Annotated in this window: 17 protein-coding genes; 5 read left to right on the top strand and 12 right to left on the bottom strand. The window is 72.3% G+C overall.

The annotated features are described in order from the left end of the window. Nucleotides 1-71: 71 nt before the first annotated feature. A complete protein-coding gene (locus OHU74_RS23960) occupies nucleotides 72-1,655 on the top strand; it encodes an alpha/beta hydrolase (protein WP_371617794.1) in 1,584 nt (527 codons plus the stop codon). Nucleotides 1,656-1,732: 77 nt separating this feature from the next. Here OHU74_RS23960 and moeZ read toward each other — a convergent pair whose 3' ends face one another. The 8 genes from moeZ to OHU74_RS23920 all read right to left on the bottom strand — a co-directional run bounded on the left by moeZ (nucleotide 1,733) and on the right by OHU74_RS23920 (nucleotide 11,477). Further along, nucleotides 1,733-2,911 carry an adenylyltransferase/sulfurtransferase MoeZ gene (moeZ, locus tag OHU74_RS23955; RefSeq protein WP_371617793.1) on the bottom strand — a complete coding sequence of 393 codons (1,179 nt, stop codon included), beginning with the start codon at nucleotides 2,909-2,911 and terminating at the stop codon, nucleotides 1,733-1,735. Between the two features lie 83 nt (nucleotides 2,912-2,994). Then, nucleotides 2,995-3,741: a spherulation-specific family 4 protein gene (locus tag OHU74_RS23950; protein ID WP_371617792.1), complete on the bottom strand. Its 747-nt coding sequence runs from the start codon at nucleotides 3,739-3,741 to the stop codon at nucleotides 2,995-2,997. Beyond that, nucleotides 3,729-4,766, bottom strand: a complete 1,038-nt coding sequence (locus tag OHU74_RS23945; protein ID WP_371617791.1) for an NAD-dependent epimerase/dehydratase family protein — start codon at nucleotides 4,764-4,766, stop codon at nucleotides 3,729-3,731. The genes OHU74_RS23950 and OHU74_RS23945 overlap by 13 nt, the downstream gene beginning before the upstream one ends. 107 nt (nucleotides 4,767-4,873) lie before the next feature. Further along, nucleotides 4,874-5,773 carry a hypothetical protein gene (locus OHU74_RS23940; protein ID WP_371617790.1) on the bottom strand — a complete coding sequence of 300 codons (900 nt, stop codon included), beginning with the start codon at nucleotides 5,771-5,773 and terminating at the stop codon, nucleotides 4,874-4,876. After that, nucleotides 5,770-7,470 (bottom strand): DUF3492 domain-containing protein, encoded by a 1,701-nt coding sequence (locus OHU74_RS23935; protein ID WP_371617789.1) that lies wholly within the window; start codon nucleotides 7,468-7,470, stop codon nucleotides 5,770-5,772. The genes OHU74_RS23940 and OHU74_RS23935 overlap by 4 nt, the downstream gene beginning before the upstream one ends. A 172-nt stretch (nucleotides 7,471-7,642) precedes the next feature. Next, the gene (locus OHU74_RS23930) at nucleotides 7,643-9,508 is read right to left on the bottom strand and encodes a dipeptide ABC transporter ATP-binding protein (RefSeq protein WP_371617788.1); all 1,866 of its coding nucleotides are present in this window, start codon (nucleotides 9,506-9,508) and stop codon (nucleotides 7,643-7,645) included. Next, nucleotides 9,505-10,497, bottom strand: a complete 993-nt coding sequence (locus OHU74_RS23925; RefSeq protein ID WP_371617787.1) for an ABC transporter permease — start codon at nucleotides 10,495-10,497, stop codon at nucleotides 9,505-9,507. Before OHU74_RS23925 ends, OHU74_RS23930 begins: the two co-directional genes overlap by 4 nt. Continuing rightward, nucleotides 10,494-11,477, bottom strand: a complete 984-nt coding sequence (locus OHU74_RS23920) for an ABC transporter permease (protein ID WP_371617786.1) — start codon at nucleotides 11,475-11,477, stop codon at nucleotides 10,494-10,496. The genes OHU74_RS23925 and OHU74_RS23920 overlap by 4 nt, the downstream gene beginning before the upstream one ends. Nucleotides 11,478-11,620: 143 nt before the next feature. Here OHU74_RS23920 and OHU74_RS23915 point away from each other — a divergent pair, with 143 nt between their 5' ends. After that, nucleotides 11,621-12,850 carry an RNA-guided endonuclease InsQ/TnpB family protein gene (locus OHU74_RS23915; RefSeq protein WP_371617785.1) on the top strand — a complete coding sequence of 410 codons (1,230 nt, stop codon included), beginning with the start codon at nucleotides 11,621-11,623 and terminating at the stop codon, nucleotides 12,848-12,850. 62 nt (nucleotides 12,851-12,912) lie between these two features. Here the strand turns inward: OHU74_RS23915 and OHU74_RS23910 are convergent, their stop codons facing one another. The 4 genes from OHU74_RS23910 to OHU74_RS23895 all read right to left on the bottom strand — a co-directional run bounded on the left by OHU74_RS23910 (nucleotide 12,913) and on the right by OHU74_RS23895 (nucleotide 17,650). Next, a complete protein-coding gene (locus tag OHU74_RS23910) occupies nucleotides 12,913-14,667 on the bottom strand; it encodes an ABC transporter substrate-binding protein (protein ID WP_371617784.1) in 1,755 nt (584 codons plus the stop codon). Nucleotides 14,668-14,894: 227 nt separating this feature from the next. Beyond that, nucleotides 14,895-14,990, bottom strand: a complete 96-nt coding sequence (locus tag OHU74_RS23905) for an Ms4533A family Cys-rich leader peptide (RefSeq protein ID WP_371617783.1) — start codon at nucleotides 14,988-14,990, stop codon at nucleotides 14,895-14,897. Nucleotides 14,991-15,036: 46 nt separating this feature from the next. Beyond that, the gene (locus OHU74_RS23900) at nucleotides 15,037-16,239 is read right to left on the bottom strand and encodes a DUF3152 domain-containing protein (RefSeq protein WP_371617782.1); all 1,203 of its coding nucleotides are present in this window, start codon (nucleotides 16,237-16,239) and stop codon (nucleotides 15,037-15,039) included. 388 nt (nucleotides 16,240-16,627) lie between these two features. Beyond that, complete coding sequence (locus OHU74_RS23895) at nucleotides 16,628-17,650, bottom strand: alpha/beta fold hydrolase (RefSeq protein WP_371617781.1); 1,023 nt, start codon at nucleotides 17,648-17,650, stop codon at nucleotides 16,628-16,630. A 121-nt stretch (nucleotides 17,651-17,771) separates the two neighbouring features. On the opposite strand from OHU74_RS23895, the gene OHU74_RS23890 reads away from it, so the two are divergent. From OHU74_RS23890 to OHU74_RS23880, 3 genes are all read left to right on the top strand, one after another. Further along, complete coding sequence (locus OHU74_RS23890; RefSeq protein ID WP_330298434.1) at nucleotides 17,772-17,987, top strand: hypothetical protein; 216 nt, start codon at nucleotides 17,772-17,774, stop codon at nucleotides 17,985-17,987. A gap of 167 nt (nucleotides 17,988-18,154) precedes the next feature. Further along, nucleotides 18,155-18,793 carry a TetR/AcrR family transcriptional regulator gene (locus tag OHU74_RS23885; protein WP_330298433.1) on the top strand — a complete coding sequence of 213 codons (639 nt, stop codon included), beginning with the start codon at nucleotides 18,155-18,157 and terminating at the stop codon, nucleotides 18,791-18,793. Between the two features lie 226 nt (nucleotides 18,794-19,019). After that, entirely contained in the window at nucleotides 19,020-19,247 is a 228-nt protein-coding gene (locus tag OHU74_RS23880; protein WP_371617780.1) for a DUF3107 domain-containing protein, read from the top strand. Nucleotides 19,248-19,326 lie beyond the last annotated feature (79 nt).

Here is a 19,326-nt window from a genome sequence, read left to right as displayed (position 1 = left end):
AGCTCCTCCCGCCCTGACCCGGATGGGTCAGCGCGGGGGCGCGCCGGGCGGGGTCGGCACAGGATGGGGACATGCCGCGAAACGCCGTTCGGATCACCGCTGCCACCGCCCTCACCGCCGCGCTGCTCGCCACCAGCGCCTGTTCCGACGGCGGCAAGGAGAAGAGGGGCAAGGACGGCGCGGCCCAGGGGGCCAAGGCCGTGAAGTGGGGCGACTGCGAGGCCCCCACCGCCGCCGAGGGCGGCGGGCAGGTGCCCGGGAAGGACTGGCAGTGCGCCGTCCTGGAGGTGCCCCTCGACTACGCGAAGCCCGAGGGCGAGACCATCGAGCTGGCCCTCATCCGGGCCAAGGCCCGCGACAAGGGCAAGCGGATCGGGTCCCTGGTCTTCAACTTCGGCGGGCCCGGCGGCTCCGGCATCACCACCCTGCCCGGCGCGGCCAGCGAGTACGCAGCCCTGCGCGACCGGTACGACCTGGTCAGCTTCGACCCGCGCGGGGTCGGCCGCAGCGCCCCCGTGAAGTGCGAGGACGACAAGCAGCTGGACGCGTACTACGCCTCCGACTCCTCCCCCACGACCCCGGAGCAGGAGAAGACCTTCCTCGACGGCATCGAGAAGTACCAGAAGGCCTGCGAGGCGAACTCCGGCAAGGTGCTGCCCCACGTGGGCACCGAGAACGCCGCCCGCGACCTGGACCGGATCCGCCAGGCCCTCGGCGACGAGAAGCTGAACTACTTCGGCATCTCCTACGGCACCGAACTCGGCGGGGTCTACGCCCACCTCTTCCCCAAGAACGTCGGCCGGGCCGTCTTCGACGCCGTCGTCGACCCGACCAAGACCTCGGAGGAGGGGGCGCTCGGCCAGGCCAAGGGCTTCCAGCTCGCGCTCGGCAACTTCGCCCAGGACTGCGTGAACCGCGGGGACGCCTGCCGGCTCCAGGGCAGCACCGCCAAGGAGATCGAGGCGAACGTCATCGAGCTCCAGAAGAAGCTGGCGGCCAAGCCCATCACCGGCATCGGCGACCGGATGCTGACGGAGACCGCCGCGACCAACGGCATCGCCCAGTCCCTGTACTCCAAGGAGCTGTGGCCGCTGCTGGAACAGGGCCTCGACGAGGCCGACGGCGGACAGGGCCAGCTGCTGCTCGCCCTCTCGGACGCGCTCAACGGCAGGGACCAGCAAGGCCGGTACAGCAACATCGGCGCCGCGAACGCGGCGATCAACTGCGCCGACTCCAAGGAGCGGCCCACCCTCGCCCAGACGAAGGCGAAGCTGCCGGAGTTCCGCGCCGCCTCGCCCGTCTTCGGGGACTTCCTCGGCTGGGCCATGATGAGCTGCACCGACTGGCCGGTGGCCGGCGCCTGGAGCACCCCGGACGTCTCCGCCCCGGGCTCGGCGCCGATCCTGGTGATCGGCAACACCGGTGACCCGGCGACCCCGTACGAGGGCGCGCGCAAGATGGTGGAGCGGCTCGGCCCGGGCGTCGGCGTGGAGCTGACGTACAAGGGCGAGGGCCACGGGGCCTACAACAGCGGCGACAAGTGCGTGCAGCAGGCGGTGAACTCCTACCTCATCGACGGGAAGGTGCCCGGCGCGAACACCGTCTGCACCCCCTCGCCCGCAACCTCGCCGTCGCCCTCCGTCTCGGCGCTCTGAGCCCCGCCCGCAACGCCGTGAGGGCCGTGCTCCGCTCGGAACGAGCGGGGCACGGCCCTCACGGGTGAGGCGACTGCTTAGTAGACCGGCTTCTCGGGCTCGATCTGGTGCACCCAGCCGATGACGCCGCCACCGACGTGGACCGCGTCCGCGAAGCCCGCGGACTTCAGGACCGCGAGGACTTCCGCACTGCGGACACCCGTCTTGCAGTGCAGGACGATGCGCTTGTCCTGGGGCAGGTCCGCCAGGGCGGTGCCCATCAGGAACTCGCCCTTGGGGATCAGCTTCGCGCCGGGGATCGAGACGATCTCGTACTCGTTGATCTCGCGGACGTCGATGATCTCGATGTTCTCGCCGTTGTCGATCCACTCCTTGAGCTGCTTGGGAGTGATCGTCGAACCGAGCGCGGCCTCCTGGGCCTCCTCCGACACGACGCCGCAGAAGGCCTCGTAGTCGATGAGCTCGGTGACGGTCGCGTTCGGACCGCAGACCGCGCAGTCGGGGTCCTTGCGGACCTTGACCTGGCGGTACTGCATCTCCAGGGCGTCGTAGATCATCAGACGGCCGACCAGCGGCTCGCCGACGCCCGTGAGGACCTTGATGGCCTCGGTGACCTGGATGGAACCGATGGACGCGCAGAGCACGCCCAGTACGCCGCCCTCGGAGCAGCTCGGGACCATGCCCGGCGGGGGCGGCTCCGGGTAGAGGCAGCGGTAGCACGGGCCGTGCTCGGACCAGAAGACCGAGGCCTGGCCGTCGAAGCGGTAGATCGAACCCCACACGTACGGCTTGTTCAGCAGCACGCAGGCGTCGTTGACGAGGTAGCGCGTGGCGAAGTTGTCCGTGCCGTCGACGATGAGGTCGTACTGGCTGAAGATCTCCATCACGTTCTCGGCTTCGAGCCGCTCTTCGTGAAGGACCACGTTGACGTACGGGTTGATGCCCAGCACGCTGTCACGGGCGGATTCGGCCTTGGAACGGCCGATGTCCGCCTGGCTGTGAATGATCTGGCGCTGCAGGTTCGACTCGTCGACCTCGTCGAACTCCACGATGCCCAGCGTGCCTACGCCGGCCGCGGCCAGGTACATCAGGGCGGGCGAGCCGAGTCCGCCGGCACCCACCGCGAGCACCTTGGCGTTCTTCAGGCGCTTCTGCCCGTCCATCCCGACGTCCGGGATGATCAGGTGGCGGGAGTACCGACGGACCTCGTCGACGGTGAGCTCAGCAGCTGGCTCTACCAGGGGTGGCAGCGACACGGGCACTCCGGAGATGGGGATCATCCCCGCATGCGCGGGGACCACGGTTGGTTACTCTCCCCACAACACTGCCACGCACCCTTTCATTCCGAGACACCTGTCCCGATCCGCGAGACGATTTCGTCCCAGTACCCGGGCATCGAGGCCCACGGGTCCCGGTCTCCGGCGCCGCGCCGGTCGGTGAACCAGATGGTTCCGGCGCCCTGCCAGCGGGCGATCCGGACCGCCTCCTCCAGGTGCGTGCGGGGCACTCCGTGGACCAGGTGGCAGAACCGCTCCGGCGGGTGGTCCGCCGTCCATTCCGCCACCTGCGACCAGCGGTAGTCGGCCCAGGTTCCGGAGAAGGTGACCAGCTGGTCGGCCGTCTCCGCATAGCCCTCGCACGGGTGGGTGCCCTGTCCGAGGACGATCCGCAAGCCGTCGCCGAGCCCCCGCAGGGTGTCCACGACCCGGCGTACGGAGGCCAGTTCCGCCGGGCCGGCCGGGGCCTCGGCGAGGTAGAAGCCGTCGACCCGGTACCAGTCCCGGTAGCGGTGGGCGTCGGAGACCAGCTCCCCGAAGGACCGCTCCCCGTCCCGCATCGCGAGATGGCCGAGGACCACGCCGCCCGCGCCACGGAGCTTCGCGGCCGCCTCGGTGCAGTGCGGGTCGGGCCGGCCGCCCGGCCCGTCCGTGACGTTGAGCACGGCCCAGTGCAGTGGGGTCCCGGGCCGGGTCAGCTCGGCCCACTCCACCGGGGCCAGCAGCGGATGCGCGTACCCGGGGACGCCGAGGCCGAGCCGGCCCGTCCCGGTGGCCGCGGCGGCCGCCGGGGTGCTCAGATGCGGCACGCCGCCTCCATCCAGATGTCCGCGAGGGACTCCTCCAGGTTGATCCTGGGCCGCCAGCCGAGCCGGTCGCGGGCGGTGCGGACGTCCGCCTGCTGCCAGGCTCCGCAGCCGTCCGGGTAGGGGTACGGGGGCTGCGCGGCCTGGGCCGCCGCCAGCTGTTCGGCGGTGGCCTCGGAGCGCGGGGAGCCGATGGCGGCGAGCCCCTGCGGCCGGCCCCCGAGCCCGTGCTGGCCGTGCTGCTGGGGGTGCTGCCCGTGCTGGCCGTGCTGGGGTACGTCGAGCTCGTGCAGGGAGCCCGCGTACCCGGCGACCCGCGCCAGCACGGCCGCAGCGTCGCGCAGCCGGACCGCGCGCCCGGTGCCGATGTTGACCACGCCCTGGGCCGCGGACAGCGAGGCGGCGTGCACCGCCCTCGCCACGTCCCGTACGTCGACGAAGTCGCGCTGGACGCCGAGCCCGCTGAGCTTGAGCTCGCCGTCCCCGGACTGCATAGCGCGCCGCATGGCCTCGGCGAGGCGGCCGAGCGGGGATCCGGCCGGGGTGCCGGGGCCGACGGGCGAGAAGACCCGCAGGACCACGGCGTCGAGCCCGGAGCCCAGCACCAGTTCGGTGGCGGCCAGTTTGCTGACCCCGTACGGTCCGCCCGGTCTGGGCACGGCGTCCTCGGCCGTGGACGATCCGGGCTGGCTGGGGCCGTACTCGGCGGCGCAGCCGAGCTGGACCAGCCGGGCGCCGCAGCCGCTGCGGCGCAGCGACTCGCAGATGGTGGCCACGGCGACGGTGTTGTGCCGGGTGAGTTCCCGGGCGCCGCCGCGGGTGGCGCCCGCGCAGTTGATGACCACGCCCGGGTGGACGGCGTCGAGGAACCGGGTGAGCGCGCCGGGACTGCCGGTGGCGAGGTCGAACCGGACGTCGGCGTCGTCGCCCCGGCCGAGCGCGGTGAGCTGCACCGCGGGGTCGGCGAGCAGGCGGTCCGCCACGTAGCGGCCGAGGTATCCGTTGGCTCCGATCAGCAGCACCCTCATCGCGCGGCCCCTTGGTTGGTTGGCTGGCCGGTCATGTCCTGTTTCTCCTTGCTGGGTGGGATGGGTCGGTACCGGGGTACGCGCTTCGGTGTCGGCTTCCGAAGGGCTCAGGAACGCGCATGCGCGGAAGCCCGCGACAGGGCGAGGACGGCGGGTACGAGGAGTCCCGCGGCGGCGAGGAACGCCGCCGCCGGGATCGGGAGCAGGGCGAGGGCCAGCCCCGCCAGGACAGCCGGGCGCGGGGCGCCGTGGCCGAGCATCAGCCGGGTCAGGAACAGCAGCACCGCGAGCGGTACGGCGACGGCGTACGGGGCTGCGGCCAGCGCGGCCGCCCCCGCGGCGGCCGCGGCGAACAGCAGCACGGTGCCCAGCAGCAGCGGCCGCACCCCGTCGGCGAAGTCCTCCAGGGCCCGGCTGCCGGCGAGCCTGCGCCGCGCCCTGGCCGCGAAGACGGCGCCGGCCAGGTGTCCGGGGCCGACGGCCACGGCCAGGGCGACCCCGAGCGGGGTGCCGTGGCGCAGGACGGCCCAGCCGACGACGACGGCCGCGAGCAGGTACACCCCGGCGGGGAACCTGCCCCCGGCGGCCCGGCCCGGCCACCCGAGGGCGGCGACGGTGGCGGCCGCCGCCAGGGCTCCGGCCCAGGGCACCCCGGCGGCGGCCGCTCCGAGGGCGAGGGCCCCGGGCAGCAGGGCGCAGCCGAAGCCCCGTACCGCCCGGGGGTCGACCGGGATCCCGGCGAACGGGGCGGGCGGGGTCTGGGCGCGGGGGGTCCGGGCGTAGAGCTCCTCCGCGAGGGAGAAGACGTCCCGGTGGCGGAACCGGGCGGCGGTGCGGTCGGTGATCCCGTGCGCCTCCAGGCCGGCCGCGATCTCCAGGGAATCCACGGCGCGTTCGCACAGGTCCCGGTGCCGGTGGAGCAGCGCCTTGACGGGATCCCCGCCGAGCCGGGGCCTGCGCCGCTGGGCCGGATCGACGGGGACGGCTTCGTCCAGGGGGACGGTCATCCCGAGACCTCCGAACTCGTGAGGGGGGTGCCCTCCGGCAGGGTGCTGGCCGACTGGGTGCTGGCCGACTGGGTGCTGGCCGGCAGGGTGCTGGCCGACTGGGTGCTGGCCGGCAGGACGGCCCAGGTCGGGGTGGCCCAGCGGCCCGGGACCCGGGCTTCGGGGGGCTGCTCGAAGGGGACTCCGGTGGTGGCTCCGTCGGGGCGGGCCGGGCCCCGGGCCAGCAGCCGCAGGTAGGACTCCTGGAAGGCCTCGACGTTCTGCTCGACGGTGAAGAGCTCCAGGGCGCGCGCCCGGGCGGCGGCCCCCAGCCGCTGGGCCCGCTCGGGGTCGCGCAGCAGCGAGACGCAGGCTTCGGCGAGTGCGCGCGGGTTGCGCGGGGGCACCACGAGCCCGGTCCCGCCGATCACCTCGCAGACGGCGCCGACGTCGGTGGAGACGGTGGCCCGGCCGCAGAACATCGCTTCCACCAGGGTGATCGGGAAGCCCTCGATGACGGAGGAGAGCACCACGACCCGCCCGGCGCCGTACGCGTCGGCCGCGGACGGGGCCTCGGGGGCTCCGATCACCTCGAAGGTGACCGGGTTCTCGCCGACCGCGTGGGCGTCGGCGGCCTCGTCGGGGAAGAGCTGGGCGGCGAGCGAGCGGCAGTCGGCGAGGTACTGGACCGAGGCCTCTCCCGCGGCGACCGAGGTCGCGAAGATCCGCAGCCGCGCGGCCGGTTCGGACCTGCGCACCTCGGCGAAGGCGTGCAGGAGGGCGATCAGGTCCTTGGCGGGCTCGATCCGGCCGATCCACACGAGCGTGTCGGGGTCCCCGCAGGAGGTCTCCTCGCCGACGGCGGCGAATCGGTCCGCCTCCATCCCGGGGTAGACCGTGCGCAGCCGCTCGCGCGGGGCCCCGCAGCGTTCCTGCCAGCGCCGTGCGTGCGCGTTGCCGGGGGTGAGCAGATCGGCCTGGGCGTAGATCTCCCCGGCCAGCCGGGTGTGGAAGGCGGCGAGCAGGGCCCGTACGGCCGGCCGCTCGCCCGGCGCCGGCTGCTCCAGGTAGTGGGCCCGCAGCTGGACCCCGTACTCGGTGACCAGGAGCGGCACCCCGAAGAAGCGTTTGGCCAGGAGGCCGGGCAGCGCCGCCACCCCGCCCGCGGCCGCGTGGCAGACATCGACCTCGCGGAGGTCCTCGTACCAGTCCAGGGACAACGGGCGCAGCAGCCGCTCCAGTTCGTCCACGAACTCCAGCAGGTCGGCGACCTGCACCCGCTGTACGGTCCTGCTCGCTCCCGGCGCGCGGCAGGCGGACTCCACCGCCCGTACGGCGGTCTCGGAGCGCAGTGCCGCGCACAATCCGCCCTGTTCACCGGCGAGTTCGGCCAGTGCGTACAGGCCGTCCGCGAACCGTCCGGCGTCGGCGCCGCAGATCCCGCGGACCAGTTCCGTGAAGGCGGCGGCGAAGCGGCGGCGCTCGCGGCGCCCGTAGCTGCGGCCGTCGTCGGCCGGGGCCCACAGCGGGGCGGTCAGCACCCGGGTGACGTGGGCGGGCAGCGGGACCCGGCCGCGCTCTTCCTGCTCGGCGCTGCGGCTCAGGGCGTAGAGCTCGAACTCGTGCTGCGGGAGCCCGCGCACGAGCCGGTCGCACCACAGCCTCGCTTCCCCCGTCGCATACGGATAACCACCTTCCGTGAGCAGTCCGATCCGCACGAGTGGCACCCCCGATCTCCCGTTGCAGGCGGTCGCCGTCGGTCCGGCGACCCGCCGGATACGAACTCAAGCGGATATGCCGAAGGCGCGACGGACGGTTGTCCGTCGCGCCACCGGAAGGGGTGAAGAGTCGTAACTTTCCCGTACGGTTCGCGTTCGAGCACGCTAAGAACTACTTCGGGCGCGCCACGACCTCCCGGGGGCCCGCGAGGACCGCGTCGGCGAGGTCCTCCTGGACCCCGGCCCCGAGGACCCGGTGCCTGCCGAGCCGCCGCTCGGCGGCCAGGGCCGGATCGAGGGCGGGGACGGCGGCGAGCAGCTGGCGGGTGTAGGCGTGCGCCGGGCGGTCGTAGACCTCGTCGACGGGGCCCTCCTCCACGATCACGCCGCCCCGCATGACGGCGACCCGGTCGCTGACCTGCCGCACCACCGCGAGGTCGTGGGCGATGAAGACCAGCGCGATGCCCAGCTCCCGCTGGAGCTCGGCCAGCAGGGCCGTGACCTGCGCCTGCGTGGTGACGTCGAGGGCGGAGACGGGTTCGTCGCAGACGATCAGCCGGGGCCGGGGCGCGAGGGCGCGGGCGATGCCCACGCGCTGGCGCTGGCCGCCACTGAACTCGTGCGGGTAGCGGTCGTAGTGCGCGGCCTCCAGCCCGACGCGGACCAGCAGTTCGCCGACGCGGGCCCGGACCGCGGCCTCGTCGCGCCTCCCGGCCGCCCCGGGCGCGCGCAGCGGATCGGCGATCGACTCGCCGATCGAGCGGCGCGGATTGAGCGAGGACACCGGGTCCTGGAACACCATCTGGACCCCGGCCGCCACCCCCGAGACCTCCCGCCCACCGCGGCGGACCTGCCCGGAGTCGGCCTCCAGCAGCCCGACGAGCATCCGCCCGAGCGTGCTCTTGCCGCTGCCGCTCTCCCCCACGATCCCCAGCGTCTCCCCCGCCCGCACGGCAACCGAAACCCCACCCACGGCAACCACCCGCCGCTTCCCCCGCCCGAACTCCTTCCGCAAGGCGAACGCCTCGACGACGGGCTCACCCGGCTCCAGCCCCGCGGGCACATCCAGCCCGGCCGAATCCAGCCCCGCCGGCGTTTGAGGCGCGGGGTCCGGGGCGGAGCCCCGATCGTTGAGCCGCACCGGCACATCCGGCCCCGCCACATCCAGCCCCGCCGGCGTTTGAGGCGCGGGTACGGGCAGCGCCCGTGAAACCCCCGGCCGGGCCACCCGCACCGCGTCGAGCCTCGGCACGGCCGCCAACAGGGCCCGGGTGTATCCGTGGGACGGCCGCGACAGCACAGCCCCCACCGACCCCCGCTCCACCACGGCCCCGTCCCTCATCACCAGCACCTCGTCCACGCTCTCCGCCGCCACCCCCACGTCGTGCGTGACCAGCACCAGCCCGAGCCCCCGCTCCTCGCGCAGCCCGTGCAGCAGGTCGAGGATCTGCGCCTGCACGGTGACGTCCAGCGCCGTGGTCGGCTCGTCCGCGATCAGCAGCCGCGGTTCGCACGCCAACGCCATCGCGATCAGGGCCCGTTGGCGCATCCCGCCGCTGAACTCGTGCGGCCGCGCCCGGGACCGGCGCACGGCGTCGGGGATGCCGACCCGGTCCAGCACCTCGACCGCCCGCGCACGGGCCGCTCGCCGGGTGCCGCCGGCGTGGATCCGGTACACCTCGGCGATCTGGTCACCCACCGCGTAGTACGGGTCGAGCGAGCTCAGGGGGTCCTGGAAGACCATGGCGGCGACGCCCCCGCGCAGGTCCCGCAGCTCCGACGGCGAGGCCGCGCCCACATCGGTGCCACCGACCCGGACGGATCCGCCGACCCGCGCGCCGGTCCCGTGGTGCAGCCCCAACAGGGCCGCCGCAACCGTCGACTTGCCGCTCCCGGACTCCCCCACGATGCCAAGGGCGCGCCCCGGCTCCAGGGTGAAGGAGACTCCGTCCACGGCCCGTACGTACTCCCCAGGTCCGCCGACCGGGAAGTCGACGACGAGGCCGGTCACCTCCACCAGCGGTTCAGTCGTCGTCATGACAGGGCCACCCTTCGGTCCGCGACGGCGTACAGCAGGTCGGCGACGACGCCCGCGAGCACCACGGCCGTGCCGATGGCCAGGACCACGCCCACCACCACGGGCAGGTCCACCACCCGGACCCCGTCGATCAGGGTCTTGCCGAGTCCGGGGATCCCGAACAGAGATTCGGTCAGCACGGCGCCGCCGATCATCGTGCCGAAGTCCACGGCGCTGAGCGCGATCACCGGGGCCACCGCGCCGCGCACGGCGTGCCGGGTCACGATGGCCCGCTCCCCGACCCCGTAGGCGCGGAAGGTGCGGATGTGGTCCTCGGCGAGGGTCTCCAGCGTGGAACTGCGGGTCAGCCGGGCGTACTTGGCGCTCTCGAAGAAGCCGAGGGTCACCCACGGCAGCAGCAGGTTCCAGGCCCACTGCTCGGGATCGTCGCCGAAGGCCACGTACGTCGGGAACGGCAGCCACTGGAGGTAGGCGCAGACGGCCATGAGCAGCAGCAGTCCGAGGATGAAGACGGGGGTTCCGGTGGCGGCGAGGGTGAGCACGGTCAGCACCCGTTCGGTGAGACCGCCGCGCCGAAGCGCGGACAGCAGTCCGGTGCCGACACCGATGACGAGCCAGATCACCAGCGCGCCCAGCGCCAGCGACAGGGTGGCGGGGAGCCGCTGCAGGATCAGCTCGGTGACCTGCTGGTCGTTCTGGTACGAGAATCCGAGGCAGGGCGCGTCGCAGTGCAGGACGACCCCGGCGCCGCCGGAGTAGTCCCGGCCCACCAGCAGCCCCTGGAGGAAGTGCAGGTACTGCGCGGGCGCCGACTCGTTCAGCCCGAGCTGTTCGCGCACCTGGGCGATCTGCACCGGGTTGCAGCGCTCCCCGCAGGCGAGGCGGGCGGGGTCGCCGGGGGCGAGGTAGAAGAGGGCGTAGATCAGGACGGACAGGGTGAGCAGCACGAGCAGTGCGCCGCCGGTCCGTTTGAGTACGAAGCGGGTCACGCCGCGCGCTCCTTTCGGGTGCCGATCCGCAGGCGCGAGCCCGCGCGCGGATCGAGGGCCGTGCGGACGGCGTCGCCGAGCACGGTGAAGGCGAGCACGGTGACGAAGAGCAGCCCGGCGGGGAGCAGTACGTAGGTGGGGTCGGCCCGGAACCAGGTCTGGGCGCTGGAGAGCATCTGCCCCCAGGAAGGGGTCGGCGGCTTCACTCCGACGCCGAGGAAGGAGAGCGAGGCCTCGGCCACCATGGCGCTGGGCACCTTGATCGCGGCGAGGGTGATGACGGGCGCGGCCAGTGAGGGCAGCAGCTCGCGGCGGGCGATCCGTAGCGTGCGGCTGCCCGAGAGCCGGGCGGCTTCCACGAAGTCCAGCCCCTTCAGGGCAAGGGTCTGGGCGCGTACCATGCGGGCGGTGCCGCCCCAGTCAAGCAGTCCGATGACCAGGATCAGCAGCAGCGGCCTCGGGAAGCCCGCCGGGACGACGGCGGTGAGGGCGATGCCGATCACCAGCATGGGCAGGGCGATCATCACGTCGGTGAAGCGGCCGATGACCTGGCCGGCGAACCGGCCGCCGAGCGCGGCGGCGAGTCCGACGCCCACCCCGACGAGGATCTGCACGACGGTGGCGCCGAGCGCGACGAGCAGCGAGACCCGTGCCCCGTGGATCAGCCGGGTGAAGAGGTCGCGGCCGGTGCCCGGCTCGACGCCGAGCCAGTGGTCGCCGGAGATCCCGCCGAAGGAGCCGAGGGGGACGCCGCCGCGTGCGGAGTCCACGAGCTCGTCGTGGTAGGCGTTCGGGTCCTGGCCGGCGAGCTGCGCGAGCAGTGGCGCGGCGAGGGCGAGGAGGACGAGGAGCGCGAGGACGGCGGCGGCCGCCACGGCCGAGGGCCGTGTGCGCAGCCGCCGCCAGACCTGCCGTCCGGCGCCCGTGCCCGGGGCGGTGGCCCCGGGCACGGACGCCGACGGGTGGGCGAGGAGGGTCACCGCATTTCTCCCAACAGGGCTCGGCCCGCAGGCCGAGAAGAAATGGGTCCTCGGACCAGAGCCGCGAGGCGGTGGAGGTCTCTGCGCATCTGGCCTGACCTGCTCTTTCGGGTGTTGTCAGTGGTCGGGGATAGGTTGTTGGGATGGTGACGACGCCGACGGCAGGGGAACCCGGGCACGCTCGGTGGACCTTCCGCCTGCGCGTGTCGTCCACCGCGCTCGCCGCCCTGATGGGCGAGTGGGACCGGTGCCGGTGGATCTGGAACGAGTGCTGCGCGAAGTCGAAACAGACACACCTCTGGAACAAGGACCGGCCCGAGGGTGCAGACAAGCGGACCTGTGGTCCGGCACAGCTCGACAAGATGCTGACCGAAGCCCGCACCAAGAACACCTGGCTTCGCAAGGGTTCTTCGGTTCCGCAACAGCAGTTGATCCGGGATTTCGGGAAGTCCCGCGCCAAGGCGCAGAAGGACATCCGGGACCGGTTGCCGATGCGGCAGCGGGCCGGAATGCCGAAATGGAAGAAGAAACGGGAGGCCCTGACGTCCCTCAACTACACCAAGCGCGGTTTTCGGTTGACAGACGGGACACTGCATCTGGCGGGCGGCATCGCCTTGACCGTGGTGTGGTCGCGGGACCTCCCGGCTGCGCCGTCCAGCGTGCGCGTCTATCAGGACAGTCTCGGGCACTGGTACTGCTCGTTCGTCGTCCCCGCCGAGGTCGAGCCGCTTTCGGAGACCGGCGCGGTGATCGGTATCGACTGGGGTGTGAAGGAGACCGCGACCACCACCAGCGACACCCACGACCTTGCCCATGCCGAGCATGGGAAGAAGGCGCAGAGAAAACTGACCCGCTACCAGCGGATGATGGCCCGCCGAAAACCGCCGAAGGGCAAACCCGGGTCGAAGGGCTACCAGTGGGCGAAGAAGCGAGCCGCGGAGCTGCACAAGAAGGTTGCCCGGCAACGCCAGGACACCGGCCGCAAGTGGGCCAAGTCCGTCGTCCGCGACCATGACGCCGTGGCGGTGGAGGATTTCCGCCCGAAGTTCCTCGCCAAGTCCACCATGGCCCGCAAGGCGGCCGACGCGGCGATCTCCGCGACGAAGACGGCCCTGATCGAGATGGGCCGCAAGCACGGTCGGACCGTGCACCTGGTCCATCCCGCGCACACCACCATGGACTACGCACAGTGCGGAGCGAGAACCAAGCACGCGCTACCTCTCTCAGAACGAACCTATGCCTGCACCGTGTGCGGAGCCGTGTCCCCCAGGGACAAGAACTCCGCACACGTGATGCTGGTCCGGGCTGGTCTCAACCCGGCTAGTACTGATCGTGGAAGACCAGGCGGGGCGCTGCCCCGACTGGCAGCGTGAGCTAGAAATCCCCGATCAGCCCTGGAAGGCGAGGAATCCCCTCCCTTCAGGGAGGGGAGGATTCAATTGACCGAGACCTGCGAGATGTCGAGGACGCCGGTCCAGTCGCTGATCACGACGTTCTTGACGTCCTTGCCGACGATCCGCTTGTAGACCGGGTGGAAGAGCGGCACGTCGAGGGCCTGCTCGCCGATCTTCTTGTCGAGCGCGCCCCAGCGCTTGCCGGCCGCCGCGAGGTCGGTCAGCTTGGCGATCTCGTCGATCTCGGCGTTGACCGCCGGGTCGTTGAGCTGCGCGTGGTTGTAGTTGGTGCCGTTGGTGACGATCTGGCGGCCGTCGTAGATCGGGGCGAGGAAGGGTGCGCCGGAGGGCCAGTCGGCGCCCCAGCGGGAGAGGAAGAAGCCGGGGGTGTTCTTGGCGTCCCAGCGCTTCTCGTTGAAGGCGTTGTTCTCCAGGCCCTCCAGCTTGACGGTGATCCCGGCGGCGGCGAGCGCCTGCTGGACGGCCGTGGCCACCTCGGGGCTGGTCTGGCGGTTCTGCGCGGTGGAGTGGGTGAGGGTGACGGTGAGCCCGTCCTTGTAACCGGCTTCGGCCAGCAGCTCCTTGGCCTTGGCCGGGTCACCCGTCTTGCCCGCCGGGAAGTGGTCGTACTTGGCGAAGCCGAAGGCCTCCTGCTCGGGGAGGAAGGTGGTGGCGGGCTCGGCGAGCGCGGAGCCGCCGGCCGCGTTGATCACGCTGGTGCGGTTGATGGCGTAGGAGATGGCCTGGCGCACCTTCGGGTTGTCGAAGGGGGCCACCTTGGGGTTGAAGGCGAGGTAGTTGACGTAGCCGAAGTGCCCGGTGCCGACCCGGCCCGCCAGCTCCTTGTTGTCGCCTATCTGCGCGAGTTCGGCAGGTCCGAGGTTGGTGTCGGTGGTGACGGCGGCCGCGTCGGCGCCGGAGCTGGTGGAGAGGCGCTGGTTGATGACCGCCGCGTCGAGTCCGGACCGGACGTCGATCCGGTCCGGGTAGGCCTTGCGCTCCTCGTCGGTCTTCTCGTCCCAGTTCTCGTTGCGTTCCAGGGTGAGGTGTTCGCCGTCGTTCTCGTTCTTGGCGACCTTGTACGGGCCGGAGGAGACGGGGTGCTCCTCGTACTTGACCCCGGTGTCCTTGGCCTTGGGGACGGGCGCGAACTGCGTCTGCGTGGCGAGGAAGGGGAACTCCCCTTCGGGCTTGCGCAGTTTGAAGGTGATCGTCTTCGCGTCGGGCACGACGATCGAGTCGAGCCCCTTGCCGCCGTCCTTGTACGGGCCTTCGTAGGTCTCCCCGCCGACCAGCCAGTCGCGCAGGTACGGGGCCCCGCCCGACAGCTCGGCGGCGAAGGACCGCTCGATGCCGTACTTGATGTCGGCGGTGGTGATCGGCGAGCCGTCCTCGTACTTCAGCCCGTCCTTGAGCGTGTACGTCCACTCCGTGGCGTCGGCGTTGGCCTTGCCGAGGTCGGTGGCCAGGTCGGGCACCACCTTGGTGCCGGCCGGTCCGGCCTCGCGGTTGCGGGTGGTCAGGGTGCGGAAGACGAGCGAGGGAACGTTTCCGCCGCCGGAGGTGTAGAGCCGGGCGGGGTCGAAGTCGTTCTGCGGTTCGGCGTTGAGGACGGTGAGGGTGCCGCCCTTCTGCGGCGTGCCGCCGGCGGCGCCCGCGGCGCCGGTCTTCTGCGCCCCCTCGTCCGAGCCGCCCTTGGGCCCGCAGGCCGCGGCGCCCCCGGCCAGGACGAGGCTCACGGCGACCACGGCCAGGCGGCGTGCTGTCTGTTGGCGGGCAGAACCGGCGGAAAGCATGGGAAAACGACCTCTCGGCGTGCAAGGGATTCAGGATGCTGATGCTGAATGCGGGTTGCGGAGCGGGCCACGCGAGGGGCGGCGGTCGTGATCGACGTCAGTGGGGCCGGCGGAGTGCCGACGGCCGGGACGGAGAACGTGAAGAAGCCGCGCCTGCGGGCAGGAGAAGAGCCCCCGGGCACGGCGCGGGAAAGGGAAGGAGAAGGCCGCGCGCGCTCAGGGAGGCGTCAGCGACAGAAGATGTCGGCCACGCTGTGCGCGGTCACACCGAGCAGCGCCAGCTCAATGGCGGCGCTCGCGACGGTGGTGTGATGGTGCGACATGCGGAGAACAATTACCGACCATCGGACGGCTTGTCAACGCGGTTCGTCAACTCCCCGGGAACACCCAGGGGTTGGCCTTGCACTGGATTCCGTTGATGTCCAGGGACTTGGTCTGCTGCTGCATGATCGGCGCGAGCGCACCCGGTGTCTGGCAACTCACGTGCCCGTGTCCGAGCCGGTGGCCGACCTCGTGGTTGATCAGCATCTGGCGGTAGGCGAACATCTGGTCCGCGCCGTAGGTGACCGAACCCTGGGCCCAGCGGTACGCGTTGATCATCACGCGGTTGGTGGACGCGGAATCGCAGGAGACGTTGTCGACGGTGGTGTCGAGCCCCGACTTCGCGCACCAGACCCCGGTGGTCCCGGGACTGGCGAGCGTGATCACGAACTCGGCCTCGCCGCCCGGCACCCGCTCGAAGGTCTTCGTACCGCCGTGGCCCCAGCTGCGGTCGTCGTTGAGCGTGCGCTGGACGGCCTCGGCGAACAGCTGCGGGTCCAGACCGAGCCCCTGCTCCACGTCGACCCGGTAGCGGATCACCTGGCCCTTGCCGGGCGCGGGCGCCACCCCGGGCACGGTGTCGAAGGTGCCCGGCCCCTTCAGCTTCGCGTCGATCGGGAACTGCTGCGCCATCTTCTGGTCGTACGAGAGCTCCTGCGCGGGGGCCGCGGCCGCGGCGGAGCTGTCGGGGGTCGGGCGGTCCTCGGAGCGGGAGGCCGCGGAGTTCCCCTGGGCGGCGTGGCTGCCGGAGCCGTCGGTGGCGGCCCGCGCACTGCTCTTGTCGGTGTCGCCCTCCGAGGCCACCTGGCCCGCGACGACGACGGCGAGCACGGTGGTGACGGCCGCGGCGGCCATACCGGTGTACGTGCGCACCTTGAGCCCGCGCCCGGACCCGGCCGGCGGCGCCTCGGCGGGGGCGGTGGGGGCGACCGGGGTACGGGGCCCCGGAATCCGGCGGTGGGAGCCGGTGGCGGTGAAGGCGGTTTCCGGGACGGCCGTCTCGGCAACCGAGACCCGGCGGTGCGAGCCCGTGGCGGTGAAGGCGGTTTCCGGGAGGGCGGTTTCGGTGGATCCAGGGGCCGGGACCCGGCGGTGCGAGCCCGTGGCGGTCAGCGGCGAGTCCAGGTCCAGTCGGGGGAAGCCGACCGCGGGGGTGCCGAAGGCCGGGGTGTCGCCGTCCCGGACCGGTACCGCGGTGGCCGCACCCGCCGCGGACCGGCCGCGCGGCGCCCCGCGCCAGTCCCCGTACACGGAAGCGGAAGAGGCGGAAGGGGACCCTGGCGCGGAACCCGCGCCCCAGGCCCCGCCGGACTCGTGCTGCTCGGGGTGTCCACCGCGCGCACCGAACCCCGGACCGGGGCGCGAGGGGGGCACGTGGCCCCGGTGGGCGGCGGGAGGTTCGGCCCATCCGGCGGGAGCGGGAGCCTGGGGTTGGGCATGAGGCTGGCCATGAGCATGAGGTTGGGCCTGCACATGAGGCTGCCCATGAGCCTGGGCCTGGGCGTGGGCCTGAGCCTGGGCGTGAACGGCTGACTGCCCGGCCTGGGCCGGACGGCCTGGGCCGGAGCCCGGACCGCTGCCAGGGCCGGAGGCAGCGGCCGGGGCAGGGTCCTTGCGACTATGTCGTCCCACGGTGTCCTCAGCCCTTGCCGTCTTCGTCGTCGGTGTCACGAGCCGGATCCGGGTCCGGCGCGGTGTCGCGCACGCCGCCGGAGTCCTCCAGCAGCTCCCGGAAGGCGGCCGCGACCACCTCGGGGTACTCCATCATCGCCACGTGTCCGGCCTCGGGCAGACTCAGCAGCCGCGAACCCCGGAAGGACGCCGCGGCCTTGCGGGCCATACGGTACGAGACCAATTGGTCCCGGCCACCGTAGACCAGCAGCGTCGGGGCCAGCACCCGCTGCGCCTGGCGCCACAGTCCGTGCTGCCCACCGAGGGTGTAGGCGTCGACGATGCCGCGCGAGGAACGGGACAGCGCGTCCCAGAAGTACGGCAGCGCGATCCGGCGCTCCATCTCCTCGACGGCCGCCGCGAACGCCTCCGGCGTCACCCGTGAGGGGTCCCCGTAACAGAGGTCCGTCACCCCCCGGGTGCGCTGTTCGGCGCTCAGACCCCGGGTGAGGCGGTCCACGAGCCCGGCCATGCCCGGCAGGGCGAGCAGCGCCGTCGGCACCGCCGACTTCTGCACCCGCAGTTCCGGCAGGGCCGGGGAGATCAGCGTCAGCGTGCTCACCAGGTCGGGGCGGGCGGCCGCGACCCGGGTGGAGACGGCTCCGCCGAGGGAGTTGCCGAACAGGTGCACCGGCCCGCGCCCGGCGGCGTCGAGGTGGCGGATGACGGCCCGGGCGAGCCCGGTGACGGAGTAGTCCCGGTCGGCGGGCGGCGGGGACCAGCCGAAGCCCGGCAGGTCGAGGGCCTCACCGTCGACGGTGTCGGCCAACCCGGCCATCAGGGCGGACCAGTTCTGCGAGGACCCGCCGAGCCCGTGTACGAATAGTGCGGGCGGCAGGCCGGCCCGGACCGGCGGGCGGACCCGTACGGCCAGTTCCAGCCCGGGGAGCCGGTCGGTGCGCAGCTGCTCCCCTTCGGCCATCCGCACGGCTCCCACCTGGGGAGACGACTCTGCGGTGGACCGCACACCCGGCAGCTCGGTCGAAGACATGGGGGCAATGTTACGAGAGGATCACGCCCGGCCTGTTGTGTTCGGTGTCACAGGCGCTTCGGAAGCCGCGTAGCGGGGTATCCGCGATCCTCCTAGGCTCGTAGGTGGAAAGGGGAGCCCCATGACTGTCGACCCTGCGGAACCGGACACCTTCCAGGCCGAGCTGCGGGAATCCCTCGACGCGGAAGCCCCCGAGGCGGACGCGGCGGAGCAGAACACCGAATTGAGCCCGGTCGAGGACGACCCGCTCACCGGCCTGGGCCTGCGCGAAGCCGGCGCCGCCGATACCGCGGAGCAGGCCCGGGTGGTCGCCCTGGACGAGGACGACTACCGCTGAGCCGCGGCCGAACCCCGCCGGCCTTGCCCTGACCAGCATCTCCGGCGGGTTACCGGAGGTCCGTACCGCGAGAAAACTCGGCTTGGACCCTCCAGATTCGGTTACCGAAAAGTACGATGGCGGCGCGGCGCAAGGCGCACTGTGTTCTAGAGAAAGTGGGAGGCGGCGTGACAGCCATCGAGCAGACCGAGGCAGCGCGTCCGCGGGGCACGCGACTTCCGCGCCGGGCCCGGCGCAACCAGCTCCTGGGCGCCGCCCAGGAGGTATTCGTCGCGCAGGGTTACCACGCCGCGGCGATGGACGACATCGCCGAGCGCGCCGGCGTCAGCAAGCCGGTGCTGTACCAGCACTTCCCGGGGAAGCTCGACCTGTACCTGGCGCTGCTGGACCAGCACTGCGAGTCGCTGTTGCTCGCCGTGCGCACCGCGCTGGCGTCGACGAGCGACAACAAGATGCGCGTCGCCGCGACCATGGACGCCTACTTCGCCTACGTCCAGGACGAGGGCGGCGCCTTCCGGCTCGTCTTCGAGTCGGACCTGACGAACGAGCCGGCCGTGCGCGAGCGCGTCGACCGCGTCTCGCTCCAGTGTGCGGAGGCCATCTCCGACGTCATCGCCGAGGACACCGGCCTGTCGAAGGACGAGTCGATGCTGCTGGCGGTGGGCCTGGGCGGGGTCTCGCAGGTCGTGGCCCGGTACTGGCTGTCGAGCGAGAGCCCGGTCGCCCGCGATACGGCGGTGGGGCTGCTGACCTCGCTGGCGTGGCGCGGAATCGCCGGTTTCCCGCTGCACCCCACGGACGTCTGAACGAGCGTCTGACGGACGTGGATACGAGCGTCCGAGCCGATGTCCGCCCGGAGGTCCGGGCGGACGTCCGGGCTGGCCTCCGGGCGGCGCCGGTCCGGCCCTGACCGGCCTGCTGTTCGCTGCGAGCGTGTCCGCCCTGCGGCGGACACCTCGTCTCTCCGGGCTAATGTGGACCGGGTAACGGCGCGGCAGATCGCGCGAACCGGACCGTCGGAGGGACAAGGCCGTGGAGGTCAAGATCGGCGTGCAGCACGCACCCCGGGAGATCGTGCTTGAGAGCGACCTGAGCGCCGAGGAGCTGGAGAGCATCGTCAGCGCCGCCCTGTCCGGCTCGGCGCCGCTGCTCAGCCTCACGGACATCAAGGGCCGCAAGGTCCTGGTGCCGTCCGACCGCCTGTCGTACGTCGACCTGGGCGAGCCCAGCGCGCGGAAGGTCGGTTTCGGCGCGCTCTGAGCAGCGCACCGAGAACGTCCGGAACGGCCCGGTGGATGACTCCACCGGGCCGTTTCCGTTTCCTCCGCTTCGGGTAGGA

The organism is Streptomyces sp. NBC_00454, assembly GCF_041434015.1.
GTDB lineage: Bacteria > Actinomycetota > Actinomycetes > Streptomycetales > Streptomycetaceae > Streptomyces.
Note: the sequence above shows the minus strand (reverse complement) of the source record. Positions and strands in the feature narration are given on the sequence as shown.

Bases quoted from the DNA above. Each gene is read 5' to 3' on its own strand.
- OHU74_RS23960 (WP_371617794.1), top strand. From the start codon at position 72: ATGCCGCGAAACGCCGTTCGGATCACCGCTGCCACCGCCCTCACCGCC.
- OHU74_RS23945 (WP_371617791.1), bottom strand. From the start codon at position 4,766: ATGAGGGTGCTGCTGATCGGAGCCAACGGATACCTCGGCCGCTACGTG.
- OHU74_RS23940 (WP_371617790.1), bottom strand. From the start codon at position 5,773: ATGACCGTCCCCCTGGACGAAGCCGTCCCCGTCGATCCGGCCCAGCGG.
- OHU74_RS23930 (WP_371617788.1), bottom strand. From the start codon at position 9,508: ATGACGACGACTGAACCGCTGGTGGAGGTGACCGGCCTCGTCGTCGAC.
- OHU74_RS23915 (WP_371617785.1), top strand. From the start codon at position 11,621: ATGGTGACGACGCCGACGGCAGGGGAACCCGGGCACGCTCGGTGGACC.
- OHU74_RS23910 (WP_371617784.1), bottom strand. From the start codon at position 14,667: ATGCTTTCCGCCGGTTCTGCCCGCCAACAGACAGCACGCCGCCTGGCC.
- OHU74_RS23905 (WP_371617783.1), bottom strand. From the start codon at position 14,990: ATGTCGCACCATCACACCACCGTCGCGAGCGCCGCCATTGAGCTGGCG.
- OHU74_RS23895 (WP_371617781.1), bottom strand. From the start codon at position 17,650: ATGTCTTCGACCGAGCTGCCGGGTGTGCGGTCCACCGCAGAGTCGTCT.
- OHU74_RS23890 (WP_330298434.1), top strand. From the start codon at position 17,772: ATGACTGTCGACCCTGCGGAACCGGACACCTTCCAGGCCGAGCTGCGG.